Source organism: Paenibacillus sp. GCM10027629 (assembly GCF_042676425.1).
GTDB classification, from domain to species: domain Bacteria; phylum Bacillota; class Bacilli; order Paenibacillales; family Paenibacillaceae; genus Paenibacillus_K; species Paenibacillus_K terrigena.
The window spans coordinates 1,433,864-1,450,286 of sequence record NZ_JBHTGZ010000009.1; the positions used below are offsets into that span (position 1 = coordinate 1,433,864).

The 16,423-nt window shown below is 45.6% G+C and carries 14 protein-coding genes; 3 read left to right on the forward strand and 11 right to left on the reverse strand.

Annotated elements, in window-relative coordinates:
• Window positions 1-117: 117 nt before the first annotated feature.
• The gene (locus ACFQZR_RS16070; RefSeq protein WP_379347560.1) at window positions 118-1,878 is read right to left on the reverse strand and encodes an ABC transporter ATP-binding protein; all 1,761 of its coding nucleotides are present in this window, start codon (window positions 1,876-1,878) and stop codon (window positions 118-120) included.
• Between the two features lie 178 nt (window positions 1,879-2,056).
• Here ACFQZR_RS16070 and ACFQZR_RS16075 point away from each other — a divergent pair, with 178 nt between their 5' ends.
• Window positions 2,057-2,542, forward strand: coding sequence for a PCYCGC motif-containing (lipo)protein (locus ACFQZR_RS16075; protein ID WP_379347562.1), 486 nt, complete (start codon window positions 2,057-2,059; stop codon window positions 2,540-2,542).
• Window positions 2,543-2,575: 33 nt separating this feature from the next.
• Window positions 2,576-3,121: a glutathione peroxidase gene (locus ACFQZR_RS16080; protein WP_379347564.1), complete on the forward strand. Its 546-nt coding sequence runs from the start codon at window positions 2,576-2,578 to the stop codon at window positions 3,119-3,121.
• A 242-nt stretch (window positions 3,122-3,363) separates the two neighbouring features.
• Here ACFQZR_RS16080 and ACFQZR_RS16085 read toward each other — a convergent pair whose 3' ends face one another.
• On the reverse strand, window positions 3,364-4,383 hold the full coding sequence (locus tag ACFQZR_RS16085; protein WP_379347566.1) for a phosphotransferase: 1,020 nt from the start codon (window positions 4,381-4,383) through the stop codon (window positions 3,364-3,366).
• Between the two features lie 23 nt (window positions 4,384-4,406).
• Window positions 4,407-5,408: an LLM class flavin-dependent oxidoreductase gene (locus ACFQZR_RS16090; protein ID WP_379347568.1), complete on the reverse strand. Its 1,002-nt coding sequence runs from the start codon at window positions 5,406-5,408 to the stop codon at window positions 4,407-4,409.
• Window positions 5,409-5,655: 247 nt separating this feature from the next.
• Here ACFQZR_RS16090 and ACFQZR_RS16095 point away from each other — a divergent pair, with 247 nt between their 5' ends.
• Complete coding sequence (locus ACFQZR_RS16095) at window positions 5,656-6,015, forward strand: helix-turn-helix domain-containing protein (protein WP_314591393.1); 360 nt, start codon at window positions 5,656-5,658, stop codon at window positions 6,013-6,015.
• Here the strand turns inward: ACFQZR_RS16095 and ACFQZR_RS16100 are convergent.
• From ACFQZR_RS16100 to ACFQZR_RS16135, 8 genes are all read right to left on the reverse strand, one after another.
• Window positions 6,012-6,764, reverse strand: a complete 753-nt coding sequence (locus ACFQZR_RS16100) for a hypothetical protein (RefSeq protein WP_379347571.1) — start codon at window positions 6,762-6,764, stop codon at window positions 6,012-6,014. The two genes, ACFQZR_RS16095 and ACFQZR_RS16100, sit on opposite strands and share 4 nt — an antisense overlap.
• Before the next feature lie 162 nt (window positions 6,765-6,926).
• Window positions 6,927-9,221 (reverse strand): hypothetical protein, encoded by a 2,295-nt coding sequence (locus tag ACFQZR_RS16105; RefSeq protein WP_379347573.1) that lies wholly within the window; start codon window positions 9,219-9,221, stop codon window positions 6,927-6,929.
• A 29-nt stretch (window positions 9,222-9,250) separates the two neighbouring features.
• The gene (locus ACFQZR_RS16110) at window positions 9,251-10,585 is read right to left on the reverse strand and encodes a UDP-glucose dehydrogenase family protein (protein WP_379347575.1); all 1,335 of its coding nucleotides are present in this window, start codon (window positions 10,583-10,585) and stop codon (window positions 9,251-9,253) included.
• A 34-nt stretch (window positions 10,586-10,619) separates the two neighbouring features.
• Window positions 10,620-11,987 carry a sugar phosphate nucleotidyltransferase gene (locus tag ACFQZR_RS16115; protein ID WP_379347576.1) on the reverse strand — a complete coding sequence of 456 codons (1,368 nt, stop codon included), beginning with the start codon at window positions 11,985-11,987 and terminating at the stop codon, window positions 10,620-10,622.
• A 75-nt stretch (window positions 11,988-12,062) separates the two neighbouring features.
• A complete protein-coding gene (locus ACFQZR_RS16120; RefSeq protein WP_379347579.1) occupies window positions 12,063-13,073 on the reverse strand; it encodes a polysaccharide pyruvyl transferase family protein in 1,011 nt (336 codons plus the stop codon).
• A 1-nt stretch (window position 13,074) separates the two neighbouring features.
• Complete coding sequence (locus ACFQZR_RS16125; protein ID WP_379348878.1) at window positions 13,075-14,427, reverse strand: oligosaccharide flippase family protein; 1,353 nt, start codon at window positions 14,425-14,427, stop codon at window positions 13,075-13,077.
• A 9-nt stretch (window positions 14,428-14,436) separates the two neighbouring features.
• Window positions 14,437-15,342 carry a glycosyltransferase gene (locus ACFQZR_RS16130; RefSeq protein ID WP_379347581.1) on the reverse strand — a complete coding sequence of 302 codons (906 nt, stop codon included), beginning with the start codon at window positions 15,340-15,342 and terminating at the stop codon, window positions 14,437-14,439.
• Between the two features lie 3 nt (window positions 15,343-15,345).
• The gene (locus tag ACFQZR_RS16135; protein WP_379347583.1) at window positions 15,346-16,377 is read right to left on the reverse strand and encodes a glycosyltransferase family 4 protein; all 1,032 of its coding nucleotides are present in this window, start codon (window positions 16,375-16,377) and stop codon (window positions 15,346-15,348) included.
• Window positions 16,378-16,423: the final 46 nt, after the last annotated feature.

Sequence of the window (16,423 nt, forward strand, 5' to 3'; positions counted from 1 at the left end):
TGCACCATCAAGTTCGATCGTAGCATATATTTCCAGCAACCATCAATTATAATTTTATACATAAAGAAGATGACTTCTGTATAGTACAGAAACCATCTTCTTTAGAGTGCCCGCTATTTACACAGCTTGATCTTGAAGCCGCAGCTGCTGGGTGGCAAACTCATTGTACATCGGATGAGACACCAGCAACGACTCGTGTGTTCCAATGCCGGTGACTGCGCCTTTCTCAATAAATACGATCTGATCTGCATCCACGACGGTGGAGAGACGATGCGCGATAACAAGTGTCGTACGGCCTTGCATCAAGTTATTCAGCGCTTCTTGTACGACGATCTCGGACTTGCTGTCTAAACTTGAGGTGGCTTCATCTAACATCAAGATTTGAGGATCCCGGAGCAAGGCTCTTGCAATCGCAATCCGCTGTCGTTGCCCGCCGGAGAGCTTCACGCCGCGTTCGCCGACTTCCGTATCGTAACCATTCGGCAGGCCATCGATGAACTGATCTGCGTAAGCCATCGCAGCAGCATGCTTCAGCTCTTGCTCCGTCACGTCGCGATCTACCCCATAGCAGATATTATCCCGGATCGTACCTGCAATGAGCGGACTCTCTTGCGAGACATAACCAATTTGCCTCCGCCAAGATTGAAGCGAAAAATTCTCAATCGCACGATTGCCTAATGTAATCGATCCCGATAATGGCTTGTAGAATCGTTCGACGAGCGAGAAAAAAGTCGTCTTCCCACCGCCACTAGGTCCCACGATCGCTGTCACTTTACCCGGTTCGATCGTGAAATTCACTTTGCGAAGCACCGCTTCTTCTTCACTATAGCCAAATGCAACATCCTTCAATGTGATTGGCTGGTTCGGGTTCGTGAGTCGTTCACCCGTTGCATGGTCTTCCTCATCGGCTTCAAGTGTAGCAACGATACGTTCCGTTGCACCAATCGCCTTCTGGAATTGCGTAAAAAATTGTGTCAACTGCGTCATCGGAATAACGATTTGGAATAGATAGAGAATGAATGCAACGAGTTCCCCTGCTGTTAAGGCACCCGATGAAACACGCATCCCGCCATATCCTATAATAACGACAAGCAATAACATCATAACGAAGGAGACAAGCGGTGAGATTAAGGCTTGCACCTTGCCTTCTTTCAATCCATAACGGAACAGGTTCGTAATCCCTTGGCTTCCCGTCTCATATTCACGCGCCTCCGAATTGGACGATTTTACAAGTCGAATTTCCGACAAGACCTGACTCAGCACCGAGGTGAATGATGCTGTCTCATCTTGTAACCCGCGAGATATCTTCACCATTTGTTTACCGAGCGGCACGAGTATCAAGACGCATAATGGAATGATTAACAACATAATGAGCGTCATTTGCCAATCGAGATAGATCAATACAGCAAGTGAACCAATCACCGAGATGATCCCGCCGAAGAATCCTGTCAGATGCTCTGCGATCAAGCCTTTGACAACGCCCGTGTCATTCGTCATCCGACTTATCGTCTCGCCCGTGCGGTTGTTATCATAATAGGAGACCGGAAGAACAAGCAGCTTCTTCCATAACCGATCTCGCAAATTCGCGACAATACGCTGCCCCACATAGTTGAGCATATAAATCGATACGCCCCCTGCGATCGTCTGTGCAATGAACGCAACAACCAGTCCCACAATTTGCCATGTGCTCAGCGAAGATACGGAGAAGCTATCCACCAGCGTCTTCGTGAACATCGGAATCACTAACCCGACGAGTGTTGAAATAACACTAAGTCCCAAGGCGACCGCAAGCATCCATACCGATGGTTTGGTCTGCCGAATCAAAGCGAGAAATTGCCGCCAGTCCCCATTTTTCTGTGTCCCTTGTATGTCCTCCATATGTTCCAGCTCCTTCATTTCTAATCCTCTATGTTCTATGGAGGTAACAATACATGACGAATGTAAACAGAATTTAAACAGCGATCATCTACCGATATTTGTCTTATGAAGATCGAAATTATGGCACGAATCGTGATATAATTCATGTGAATTGATTCTATTAAAAGGAGTGAAATGCTTGCTATCCGCATTAACACGAGTTACAGCCGGTCTCACACTTGCACTTTTGATTCTACTCGCGGGATGTTCCAGCAAGACCGCAGAACATGAACAGCACCAACTAACAAATGGAGATTTGCAGGAAACGACTTCCTCCCTTACCACGCTGCCAACCTTTCTCGATCAAGCATCAGACACCGTTCGGTCGGCATACATAACGGCTTCAACAGTAAAGGATACACTTCCATATATGCCTTGCTACTGTGGGTGTGCCGACAGCGCAGATCACAAGAGCAATCTAAACTGCTTCATTCACGAAGTCAAGGAAGACGGTTCCGTCATCTGGGACGATCATGGCACAAGATGCGGCGTGTGTATTGAAATCGCGACAACAACAGCTAAATTGAAGGAAAAAGGAATCTCCGACCAGGACATTCGTGCATACATCGATCAGACTTATGCCGAAGGTTATGCAGCACCAACACCAACACCGATGCCATCCTAAGCGATCCACAAAATATAAGGAGGATTAACGTACATGACCATCAATAACTATGCATTAGAGACCATTAAAGGTGAGGAAGCTAACCTATCTGATTACCAAGATAAAGTCCTTGTCATCGTTAACACAGCGAGTAAATGTGGGTTCACCTCGCAATATGAAGGGCTTCAGAACCTGTATGCAGCATACCAATCACAAGGACTTGAAGTTCTCGGTTTCCCGTGTAATCAATTCGGTGGACAAGAGCCAGGAGATAACAATGAAGTGGATTCATTCTGCCAGATCAATTACGGCGTGAACTTTCCCCTCTTTGCCAAAATCGATGTGAAAGGCGCTAACGCACATCCGCTGTTCCAACAATTGACGGAAGAGGCACCGTTCGCTGGATTTAATCTGGACGAACCGGCTGGCGCACGCTTCCATTCGATGTTCGAGAATAATATGCCTGAAGAGTTAAAATCCAATGATATCAAGTGGAACTTCACGAAATTTTTAATCGACCGTGAAGGTCATGTCATCAAGCGGTATGAATCTTACGAAACGCCGCAAAGTATGAAGGAAGATATTGAAAAATTACTATAATTGCGTGTTCAAAAAGTCGGCATTTCAGCACCGAGAAGGTTGCGAGAACCTGAAGAAGGAGGAACGGAGTTTAGGCGAAACCTAAATGAGTACCGGACTTCGAAGGTGAACGCAAGATTCGATGTCGATTATGCTTCTTGAATGACTTCGTGATCAAATGTTGTCTTTTTGAACAACCTCTATAATTAAAGGCACACAAAAAAGACGCGTTCGATCCACTCGAATGCGTCTTCTTTTTCCTTTTAAATAACCACACGATTGTTGCTCACTTGTCTGTAGATTTGAAGAATCTGCTCTTCCTCCTGCCTAAGCGTCCGTAGACCGTTCGATACGTCTCGGATGTGTTCGCTTAATATCTCAGACGAATCAATACCATCCAGATACCTTCCTAGAAAATGGATAAATATATCCAGCTTGCGAAGACGGATCAACAGCGGAATCGCTTCAATCTCTTCGTCGGTAAGCGAGACGATCGAGTCATAACCACGGATAAAATCTTCTACGAGCGGCCAATCAGGCGATTCTGACAAATAACCAGACAAGACTACGGCAGGTTCAATCGCTCTCAAATCCCATGTACAGAATTCAAAATCAAGCACCGCAACCACTTGTTCTGGATCCGTCTTGGATACTAACAGATTAGAATGATTGATATCTCCATGCACGAGTTGATGTGGAAGCTTACGTAGATGCGTCAGGTTCGCATGGAACATCGTGAATTCTCCGTAGATCAAGACCAACTCGCAGGATTGATGCCAAAACGCTTCCAGCGGAGACAAGCAGAACGATGAGATCCGTTCCTCTGTACACGTAGGATGTGCAGCTTCAAGCTCATAATAAGGCGGATATGCCGTTGCACGTGAGACCTGAACACAGGCTAATGCACGGGACAACGTCCCCGTTGCCACGCCAATAGATTGGGCTGTCTTTGGGTGCTTCCGACTTGGCCTTGCTCCGTCGATGTAACGGAACATGCATGCATATCGATCCGTGCCATCTGCTAACATGGTATAGGTATGACCATCAACTGTCCGCAGCGGATGTGGAACTCCACAGGGCAATTGCTGTTCAGCAAGCGCTAATAAGACTTCATGCTCGAATTGGATTTTACCTAGGTCTCGATGCGTCTCATAAATACGTAGGACAGCGGTTCCCTCTGCTGTAACGACAAAGCGTGTCGTATTATTCCAGCCGCTCTCCCCGGATACCAATTGCCACGAAGCATAAGGCATATATTTCGATATAATATGGTTGAATGGCATTTCCATTCTCCTCCATGAACCGTTTATAGATTGAATGCTTCCGCAATCAATTGATAAGAACGAACTCGCGCGTCAAAATCGTGAATTGGCGAAGCAATCATAATATCTTGCGTCTGAAATCGTTCACTAATCGCTAGAATCTCTTCCTTCACTTGTTTCGGCGTCCCTACAATTCGACGCTGACGCCCTTGATGAATTCGCGCAACATCATAGTCTGAATAAGGGAAATTCAACGCTGTCTGTACAGACGGGAATGCGGGTAGCTCCATCCCCTTCTCCAATTGCAAGAAGAACAAATTCGTACTTGCCGCCAGTTTCTGGGCCTCCATCTCGTCTTCCGCACAAATTGCTAGAACACAGACAAGCGGTTTCGGTTCTGCATACAGCGTGGATGGCGTGAAATGATCTCGATACAATTTCATCGCTATCTCCCCGCCTGGCACACCGAAGAATTGCGCGTATGCGAAAGGCAACCCTTGCTGGGCTGCAATTCTCGCACTACCATCACTTGAGCCGAGAAGCCACAGTTCTGGGGCGGTTGATAGGATCGGAGCGGCAATAAGCTTCTCAAACGAATGACCAGACGGCATCGCATCATGAAGATACCCGTTCAAATCTGCAATCTGCTGTGGATAGCCGTCAATCCCAGAATACGCGCCATTCTGCAGCGCTCGTGTCGCAAGAGGCATTCCGCCAGGGGCTCTTCCAAGACCTAGATCGATCCGTCCTGGATAGAGGGCTTCTAGCAACCGAAAATTTTCAGCAACTTTATAGGCACTATAGTGTGATAACATCACACCGCCAGACCCAACACGAATCTTGGAAGTTGCCGATGCGATATGTGCAATGAGTACCTCAGGACTGGAAGACGCTAGTGCTCTTGTACCATGGTGCTCTGATACCCAATACCTGGAATATCCTAATTTCTCAGCCTCTTGCGATAATCTCGTTGTATCTCGCAAAGTATCTGCGGCTGTTTGCCCTTCACCAATATGTGAATGATCAAGTACCCCTAATGTAATCATTATGTTCACCTCTCAATCTAGTGTATCTCATCTCTATACCCGATTCAAATCATGAAGGAAGCAGCATAACAGCTCCCCCTGACTACAAGGAGAGCTGGTTATTTGCAAAAACTTAAATATTTTACTAGCATCATTGTGCACACGACTAGGGAACATGCTATAATAGGGGTTGCGTCTAATTGATGGGGATACATAAGTATCTCACTTAACGAAAGTGGATTCGTATGAATAAGAGGGGGGCCTGGGGATGTTCGCGAAACGACTTAAACAATTGCGTAAACAAAGAAAATTGACCATGCAAGAAGTAGCCGATTTCGTAGGCGTTGCAAAGAGTACCTATGCAGGGTATGAATCGGGATATCGCCAGCCAACGTTAGAATCCATCCATACATTATCCCGGAAACTTCGAACTACTTCGGATTACCTTCTTGGGCTTACGGATTATCCCGAGCCACCAGAAGAACCAAATCATAATGCAAAAGAATATTTAAATTACAAACAACTTCATTGGGATGGGATTCCTTTGGAAAAGGACGATCTGGATCTCATTCGGATATTGCTCGAACGTGTGATCCGCGATCGCAACTTACCAAAGGACGATAATTAACTTACCCCCCCCATTAATTTTTGCAACTTCGCTCTCGATTCATCTTGAAGTTTCACGATTAACGCGTTATACGTTAGTGTCCACTCATCAATAATACTCGCAGACACAGAGTCCTTTTCTGCTGATTGGATTAGATCTAGATAGTTCCGTTCACATGCAGATTGGGCATTAGACGCCTCTACCGTTATCTTGTCTTGCCATGCTTGAACCTCGGTTGGATTTGTCTTATCCAGCTTCGAGAAACTCGTTTCCGCTCCTTCTAAGATGACATCCATATCCTTCATACATTTCGCCTTCAACTTTAGCAATTCTTGTTCATATTTAGATTCCTTAGACGCTATTGTCTCCGACTTAGAACTTGAATTGGAGTTCGTGTCCGTGCTGTCAGATTTGGCAGACGGCTGCTTAGGTGTATCTGACTTCGCTTTACTTGGCTCATTCGATTTCGTTACAGGTCCTTTTGTCAGCTTGGCTGCTCCCGGCTGCTCCGTTTCGATTACATTCTTGACCGCTTTAGACTGCTCCGTCTTTATTTCCTGCTTGGCCGCTTCCGGCTGCTTAACACCGTCTGGTACCTGTTGTCCACCTTCTTGGCCATTCGCAACCGGTGTGGTCTTTCCATCCTCTGAACCGATTGGTGGTAATGCGTCAAGCTCATCCCAATTCTGCACGTACTCTTCCTTCGGATCATGAAGCGCTATCTTTGTAGACTCCCTCCAGTACAGTCCGCCCCATACGATTACCAGCATAATCGTTATCGAGGATAGAATAATTATAGGAATATTCTGTTTTTGAATGCGACGGCGTCTTTTTTTTCGTATCCGTTGTTGTCCCATCGTTATGTTAACACCACTTTCTTATGAAATATGGAATAGGCCAACCCTCCTTCTTCAAGGAGAGTTGGCTTATAATTAGAATTTCATTAAACGATCGATGATCAAATCAATCATCTGATTAACCTGTTTTTTCACCTTATTGATGGCCTCGTTCTTTAACCCTTTAGGACCTGCTACTTTGTTAATCTGCTCGTAGCTATCATTTCCAGCTTGAATCACTTCTAGAATGAACTGCACCTTCTCCGAATCTGTCGTTGCAGCATCGAATCTCTTTTTAATATCTGCTAACTTACCTTCGAATGTCTTCAGAATATTTTGGATCAACACTTTTGGATCATTCGCAGCATCGTCGTTGATAAGTGTGATCTCTTTCTCAAAGATAACCTTCGAGCTACCCCCTAAGAAATTATCTAGCGATGCTTGAATAACCGCGGTTCCTGTCGCAACTTTCTTGGATATGGTTACTTTACCGTTCGAATCCACCTTAACATCCTTGCTTCCTGATACTTTCTTCCACTTCAGACTAGAGGTAGGTAGTTCAACGCCTTGGACAGTCAAACCATATTGATGCTGACGTCCGCGATCAGAAATCTTGACCGTCGATTCCGTCTCGGAACGAATAAAGGCTGCACTCAATGCTTTAATGGCTGCCTCATCATGTTTAAGCTTGTCCTTCCACCCAAGTATCATGGAAGCTGTATCTGTCGGTCTGACACCCAGATTTGCCAATGCCTTGCTTAGCGCATACCCCTTCGTATCATTGAGTACTTTGGCTAATGCTGTACTTTGAATGATGGCTAGCGTATTTTTGCTACTTAATACCTTGGCTAACTCTTTCGAACTCATCGAAGCTAGTGTGTTACGTACGATTGCTTCTACGCCACCATTACCTTTGCCATCACCGAACATCATGATGAGGATATCGTCGATGTTAATCGTCGGAACTCCAGCAACTTTCCCGATCGTTTTCAGCGCAGACCGGTACTCTGGGTTCGCTCGAATCGACGCCAGCTGAGACGCTTCGACATCAAATGGGAGTGCTCCGACTTCTTGAATCATTTGGAGCAAAGTCTTCTTCAGCGCTGCTTGATCGACGGATTCTGGAAGTTTTTTCGCTATAGGTTTCCAGATCGGATCAATCAAGGCTTGGTTCTTCGCTAAATCAAGTCCCATCATCTCTTCTAGCAGCTTCTGAACGCTCTTCACATCCGAAGAGCCAGCAGCGACAAGTGCATTTCGAATCTTTTTAAGTCGTTTCAGGTATTCTTCCACGGGGAACACATTTTCTTCCGAAGCGGAAGTATCTGTCAGTGTCACTTCTTTCTCGAAGATCACTTTGGCAGGTCCTCCATTTGGACTGACAAGCTTCGCTTGGATTACGGCGGATCCGCTCTGAACCCCTTCAGGTATTCTGACGATCCCGCTAGATAACACCGTCACATGATCGCTACCCGATACCTTCGTCCATTTCAATACAAAAGAAGGAATATCCACGCCAAACAATTTCAATCGATATGCATGCTGACGTCCATTCTCAGTAATCTCTGCTGATGCCTGTGTGGATGAACGGATATAAGCAAAGCTTAACGCTTGCAGTGCGGCATCATCATTCTTAAGTTGGGCCTGAAGGTTCATCACTAACGTTCGAATATCTTGCGATGAAATATCCAATTTCTTGAGAACTGAACTGACTTTATAGTCATCTGGTTGATTGAGCTGTCTATCCATCGCTTGAAGCACAATCTCCGCTATCCCTTTACTATTGCCTATTAATTGGACCAGTTGCATCACGGACATTTTTCCAAGGATGCTTGTTACTTTACCCTCCAAGCCCTCATGACTTCCGCCATCACCAAATACAAAGACGAGAATATCATCCATTCTGAGGTTCTCGGCATGAACAGCAGATGCGATCAGCTTCAGCGTCTCCCGAAACTCAGGATTGGTCCGAAGTGCCTCGATATCCGATATCGATTGTATCGAACCGACCGCCTGGATAAGACGGAATAGACTTTCTTTCAGTTCCTTCTGATTGATATGAGCAGGCAGCTTAGCAATCACTTTTTTCCAGATCGGATCTACCAGTTGTTTATTCGCTATCCAATCAAACTGGGCCAGCTCATCCCGCAAGCTAATGACAGCCTGTACTTCTTGTGGACCTCCAGCTGCAAGAGCAGCATGCCACTTTCTTATTTGCTCATATAGGGATGCCGACAGAGGCGATACCTCCGCAGCACTCACCGTTTGAATCAAGTTCAATTTTTCTGCGAAACCTTTCTGACTAAGTGGTATTCCTCCAAGCGTAGCAGCAAGCATAGATAGAGCAATGGTAGACACGGTTACTTTCTTCGTCAACGTCAACTTATTCAAGATTTCAACCCCTTATTAGATATTTAAAATTACAAAGCAGGCATTGGTTCTTTAACGCCTTGGTTGAGATTAGGACGACCTACGGAGTAATAGATGAAATCCGTCCCTAATAAATCCTCCTCATGAAACACATTGCGCCCGTCGATGAGAATCGGCTGTTTCAATACGTTCTGCAGTTGAGCCAGATCAACCGATGCGAATTCATCCCACTCCGTTAATAAGCACAGCGCATCCGCATCTTGAGCCGTTTCTAGCGCTTGCGACCCCCATTCAACGCCATCCTTACCGAATAGAGCTTGGAAGCTATCCATCGCAATTGGATCGTAGGCTTTTACTTTCACACCATGATCAACCAAATGCTGAATGATTTCTAGTGCCGGTGAATCGCGTACGTCGTCTGTGTTTGGTTTGAATGCTAACCCCCATACAGCAACCGTCTTCCCTCTCAACTCGCCATGAAATATGGTCTCAAGCTTACGAATAACATTAAATCGCTGATCCTGATTCACTTCGACAACAGAGCGCAGCAATTTGAACTCGTAATCAACATGACCCGCAATTTGAATGAGCGCGCTGGTATCTTTCGGGAAACAGGATCCTCCATACCCAATGCCTGCCTTCAAGAACGACGGTCCGATCCGTTTATCATGGCCCATCCCTTCCGCAACCTTGGTCACGTCCGCACCGACCTTCTCACATATGTTCGCAATTTCGTTAATAAACGATATTTTCGTAGCTAGAAATGCATTGGACGCGTATTTTATCATTTCGGCACTACGAATATCCGTTACAACGATTTGCTCCGTCAACGGCTTGTGAAGCTGCGTCATCATATCGGCAGCGCTCTGGCAATCAGCTCCTACCACGATCCGGTCTGGGTGCAGCGTATCCTCAATCGCAGATCCCTCTCGCAAGAATTCTGGTAGCGAGATGCTATCAAAATCGCAACTCGAGCGTGACCGTATTAACTCTGCAACCCTCTCATTCGTTCCGACAGGCACCGTGCTTTTCACAGCGATGATTTTGTAACCATTCATCGCTTCTGCGATTTCAAGTGCGACTTGATCAATAAAAGCAAGGTTCGCTTCGCCGCTTGGCAGCGGAGGCGTTCCAACCGCGATGATGATCACGTCCGATTGCCTAACCGCATGTGCTAAATCTCCCGTAAAAGATAACTTCCCTGCTGCGCGATTGGCTGCAGCCAACTCCTTCAATCCCGGCTCATAAATCGGGATATCCCCTGCATTCAACATCTCAATCTTGCGTGGATCCTTATCCACGCAGATGACCTGATTGCCGATCTCCGCATAACAAACGCCTGAGACAAGCCCTACATACCCGGTTCCGATCACCGTAATGTTCATTCTTAACACTCCTTCATTGGATTCGTATCACGCACTAGGTGCACAGTTGTTTAATTTCATTCCAATCAAAGGCGAGCCTCACAATATCCTCTTCGATAAGCTCCGTCCCGGTCTGTACCTCGATGATTTCCATTTCCGATTCTGCTCGCAGACTATGTCTACTGTCTTTGGAAATGACTAAGACATCGCCAGACTTCACCAAGAAGTGCTTGCCATCGAGAACCATCTCGCCCGAACCTGCAATGACCGTCCATACCTCGTCCCGAAGCAAGTGGTATTGATAACTTAAATTCTGGCCCGCTGAGACACAGATGCGTTTGGTCAGCACCTCTTTTCCATCGGGATACTTCAAATAATCAAGTACGCGGTAACGCCCCCAGCGCCGCTCTTCATACATCGGCCGCTGATCTGAATGTTTCATGACTTCTTTAATCATTGGACTTGCGGCCTTGTCCGAGACTAGAATGCCATCCGGACTTGCTGCTACGACAACGTTGGATACGTTAAGCAGCGTAATTGGTATGTCAAGTTCATTGATGACATGGGTATTATGAATTTCTCCGCTAAGGATTCCTTTACCGATAAGAGAGCTCTCAATCTCTTCCGTCAGCGTGTTCCACGTACCTAGATCCTTCCACTCCCCCTGATAAGGTAGCGCGACGATATGATTCGCTTTCTCCACGATTTCGTAGTCAAAGCTATTCTTCGGAAGCCTTCCGTACTGCTTCGTCATCTCTTCGTATTGGATCGGATAGCCATTCTCGATCAGCATATTAATGAGAGAATCCAGCTTAAAAGCAAAAACACCGCAGTTCCAAAGCGCAGCCTGCTCAATCATGGCTACCGCTTCTTCCTCGCGGGGTTTCTCTCGAAAACTTTGAACGGTTATGTATGGCTCTTCAGCATGCGTACCGATATTTGGGACGATATAGCCATATTTCTCTGATGGATACGTTGGTGTCACGCCCATGAGAGCCAAATCCGCTCCCGATTCGTTAAGAACCTGATCGAGCTCCTTCGTCTTATGGAAGAACGACTCCTCCACATACGGATCAACAGGCATAACAACGACGGTCTCATTTAGACTAACGCCTTGCACTGAGTATAGATATGTAGCTGCCAAAGCGATCGCAGGAAAGGTATCTCTTCTCTCCGGCTCAACGATGACTTCGATCTCATTGCCAAGTTGGCAGTGAATCATTTCAACTTGAGATTTACTCGTGGCGATATAGGCATGATCGCGAAGTCCAGCTCTAGAAATCTGCCCCCATACGCGCTGCACCATCGATTCTCGCTCACCATCCGCATTTCCCAGGACCTTCAAAAATTGCTTGGAGCGTGATTCATTCGATAACGGCCATAGGCGTTTACCTGATCCCCCGGATAGAAGAACAATTTTCATAAAGACTCCTCCTAAAATTTTTGTGTAACAAAAATTCACTTTGTAAGCATATGCCTAGTTTTGTGGAACAAAAATTCACTTCGAAAGACTCAGCTTCGTTTTATTAAGCATTGCTTCCTCATGCAGTCTCGCAATCTTGTGGGTTTGCACGGCAAGTTGTGCGGTTTCGATTTCGCTGGTCCACGTATGATAGTAGTTAGAGTTTTTACCGTATGAGTTATCGAGCAGCATATTGGGCTTGTCCATCAAGCAAGCTAGGATATGACCATGGAGCCTTGATGTCTGTATGTTCTGATAATCACTGAAGCGCTTAACAGCTTTGTTCACCAAGTAATCGCTATACTTGTCCCAGATTGCATACATCGGTAACGGTCCGCTACCTTTTTTCATTGCGCTCGCGATCATTTTGATCGATTTTCTCTCCACGCGGTTGTATAAGGAAGCCCAGTCTAAGAAATCTCCCTTGCCATCCGATTCGAACTGCAACTGATCCTTCGTTTTCTCGATATCGGTACGGAAGAAGCATAGTTGTTCTTTACTCGGGCTGCTTGTTGGGCGAATAGGCCACAGTTGATGTGCCATATCAGGGGATAAATAGACTCTGCACCCGTGAAATTTCTGAACTGCCTTCTCATAGGTCAGTGTATCCCTTACGAAGAGATGTACATCTCCATGTTGATTAAACAACTCCGCCGTCCGATCGTATTCCGATTCTTCTTTAAAAAAGATCGTCTGCGGCAGCAATACAATCCGATTGTCCGCATATTCAGCAACGATTTTCTCACGCAATTTCTGATGTACGGGATACAAATCTCCAAAGTTTCCACCGCCCTGAAGAACGATGATCTGATCCTTCGGAATCGCTAGCTTCTCGGGAAAATCAAGCACACTGTAGCGCGCTTGAACGTGAATCTTATGATCTCTAAAAAACGTCTCCGTGCCCTTCATGATCAACAAATCCCCGCCATTGTTATAGACAGGATAATCAATATAATAAATGCTTGATCTTGATGGGATGACACTCAAAATGAGTCTAAGCCGTTTTTTCAATGCGTCCATCGGATGGAAAGTCGGTTTCATTTGCATATCAGCGCGCTCCTTTACCTTTTGTTTTTTCTTTGATTCGGTCCATTAGAAAACGAAAATCGTTCTTGTCGAAAAGCATACCGCTTATCTTCACTTGAAAGACGATCCGCATCGATGCCATTGTCACCGCCAAACGAATGATAGCACCAATCAGTAAAGCAATCGCAATGCCGTTCAATCCGTATAATGGCGTAAACACGAAGAACAACCCGATCGTTACGGCCAGGGCAATAAGCTGACGGACTAATACCAGCCCTGGTCTTCCCATCGCATTAAATGAGGAGGCTAGAATCCATGAACCACCTCCGAGAATACATTCAATAGATAGAATGTAAAAGGCCCCACTAGCCTCTAGAAAAGGTGCACCGAACAATACACCCATGAGATATCGACCGATGAACATACATGGAACAACCACAATCGTCATCAAGAGCATCGAAAGCCGGAACGCCCGGCCAACCGTCGCAATAATCGCATCCTTATCCATACCGGTTACCTTCGGGAAAATCACGTTCGTGATGGCTGTCTGAACAACGTTGAATACACGTGATAGCGCATAGACAACGGTGTATAGTCCTAAGTCTCTTGCTGTTAACAAGGAAAGAATGATAATTTTATCAAATTGAGAATACAGCGTCCCCAGCAGCTCTACGCCAAATACTTTGCTACCGTAGCCGAACAATGTCTTAGCAGCCTGCAAATTGCCTAATCCCTTTAACCACTTAATTCGAAGCTCGTCTCGTACACTGTATAAAGCCCACAATATGACAAAAACACTGGTTACAAGAAATACCAGTGCAGCGGAATGTAGGCTTAAATTATTCATCGACCAGAGCGCCATAAGTCCTGCCAGATTCATTAATGGGAAAAATAATCGAATACCGTTGTATACGTTAAATTTCCCTGTGCTTTGTGCTAGTGCAGAAATCAAATTGACCGCTAGCAATATAGGAAGCATGAGTACCGTGTACCACCTGGCCGTCTGAATAACAGCCTCCGGATAATTCCCAAGCCATGCCGGCAGCCAGATCCAAGCGACGATACCAACAATGATGCTGACTGGGATCTGAAACAGAAATCCAGCCCTTACGAAATCAGCACCGTTACCTTTATTTTGCTTCAGGTTATAGATGAGAGACGTTGGAAGACCAAATCCGACAAGTCCTGCGAGCAGCGTCGGCCAGAACAGAATAGCCGAAAACTCTCCTTTGCCCACGACCCCGAACATACGAGCCGTTACAATGGACGTTAGCGTACTGATGATCATCACCAAAAGATTCGTTGCACTCGTACGAAGTATCGTTTGAAAGAGTCCGCTACCCTTCGATGTTTTCTGCATGGTGAGCTCTGACATCACTTAACTTCAACCCCTACCGTTATATCGCAAAATACCTACGAGTGATCCGTTGCGGTAACATATTTTAACTACTTGCCTTATAAAAGTCTTGAAATGAAAGATCGAGAATAGCGAAGATAGAATCGCCTGGAACATACGAACCGTATGCTTCAGGACAGCGATGAAGCTTGTATCGTTTCGTTTCACCGCATCACTGACACCCTGCCAGAAAATCCGTTTCAAGAACCATTTCTTCGTCGTTCGTTCTTTAGCGATTTTGTGTTGTACCGGTGCGAATGGTGTATAGTACACCTTGTACCCCGTACGTATTCTAGCAATCAGCTCGCTTTCTTCGCTGGATAAGAGATTGGTTCCGACACGTCCCAAGTCCTCACGAAATAGCTTGAAATGAAGGAAGACGCTCAATCGAAAAGCAACATTCGCACCATATGGGATGGACGGAGCCGGCATCTCCTTCACTTCACTCGAATAATCGAGAATCGTGAATACCGATCGATGTTCCTCCGGAATCCAGTCTGGCTCCTTAGCTTCCCAGATCGGATCGATTCTACCTCCGACACATCCAATCATCGGATCACTTTCAAATACTTCGACGATGTTTCGTACCCAGTCACTCGAAGCCAGCGCATCATCATCCAGAAAGAGTATGTATTTACCCCTTGCCTCACGAATAGCTCGATTCCGCGCAACCGATAATCCAAGTTTATCTTCAAATATATATCGTATCCTTGAACCGTGCTGTTTCCTTAAATCATTAACCACCTTGGCCGTATCATCTGTCGATCGATTATCGACCACGACAATTTCAATTTCCTCGCTAGCATAATTTTGACGCAAGACACTCTCAATCGCTTCTCCAGTATCCTTTGCTCGATTATGCGTGCAAATGGCTACCGTTACTGTGATCTTCATCGATCATCCACTTCCTTGATACACGTTTTTGATCTGCTTCGCAATGGTGCTCCATTCTAATTCCTCTAGTACTTCATCGTAATTTGGTGATATGTCCTTATTTTTCACATTCAAAGCCACTTTCATCGCGTTTTTCAGCCCGTTATCCTCTGCTGGGTCATATCGAACAACCATGTCTTCCTTGAAATATTCATCAATGAAGTCATTGTTAGGCATGACGATCAGCTTCTTAAACGACAGACCAAGGATGGCGGAGCCCGAAGTCGTAATCTCTTTGTAAGGCATGACCATCACATCAACCGCACTGATCAGATCAGCGATGGATTCATTTGGAATGAAACGTAAATCCAAAATGATATGATCCATATCTTGAACACGCTTCAGATACGCTTTCATTTCTTGATCCGCTTTGCCTGCGATGATAAGGTAACTGTTCTTCGACTTCACGGCATTAAAAGCTTCAATGAGATCCTCGACACCCTTATAGGCTTGAATGGCACCGAGAAATAAGTAGACATCGGCAACCTCAGGAATATCGTATTTTTCTCTGAAGTCCAGGCCATTCCGCTTATATACGCCCAAATAATGGCCATGTTTCACCACGAACAGCTTCTTCGCTGGAACATCAAATTCGGCAATCACTTTTCGCTTGATCGACTCCGAAGCTACAATCAATTTGCTGCAGAAACGGCAGATCAATCCGCGCATGAAACGCTCCATTCTGTGATGCTTCGCGTTATGTGGGTACAGATTATGAATCGTCCAGATCAACTGTATATTTCGCAGCTTCAAATAAATCAACGTCATCATAAATAGGAACGATTTCACAATAAACAACAGCGGATTTCGATTTTGGTAAGCATGGTGCATCCAGTGAATATGGACAATGTCACCTGGTTTCGCCTGGCCAACCTTTAAGAACAGCTTGCCATGCTTCAAATCCCTAATGTCTACTCCTGCACCACATAACGAATCTGTTAATAAATCATTATAGAAGTTCAACTCGCTCGATTTTGGCCACATCCATACTTTCATCGCAATACTCTCCCTAAACGACGTAACCTGCAGCAACTACAGCCCA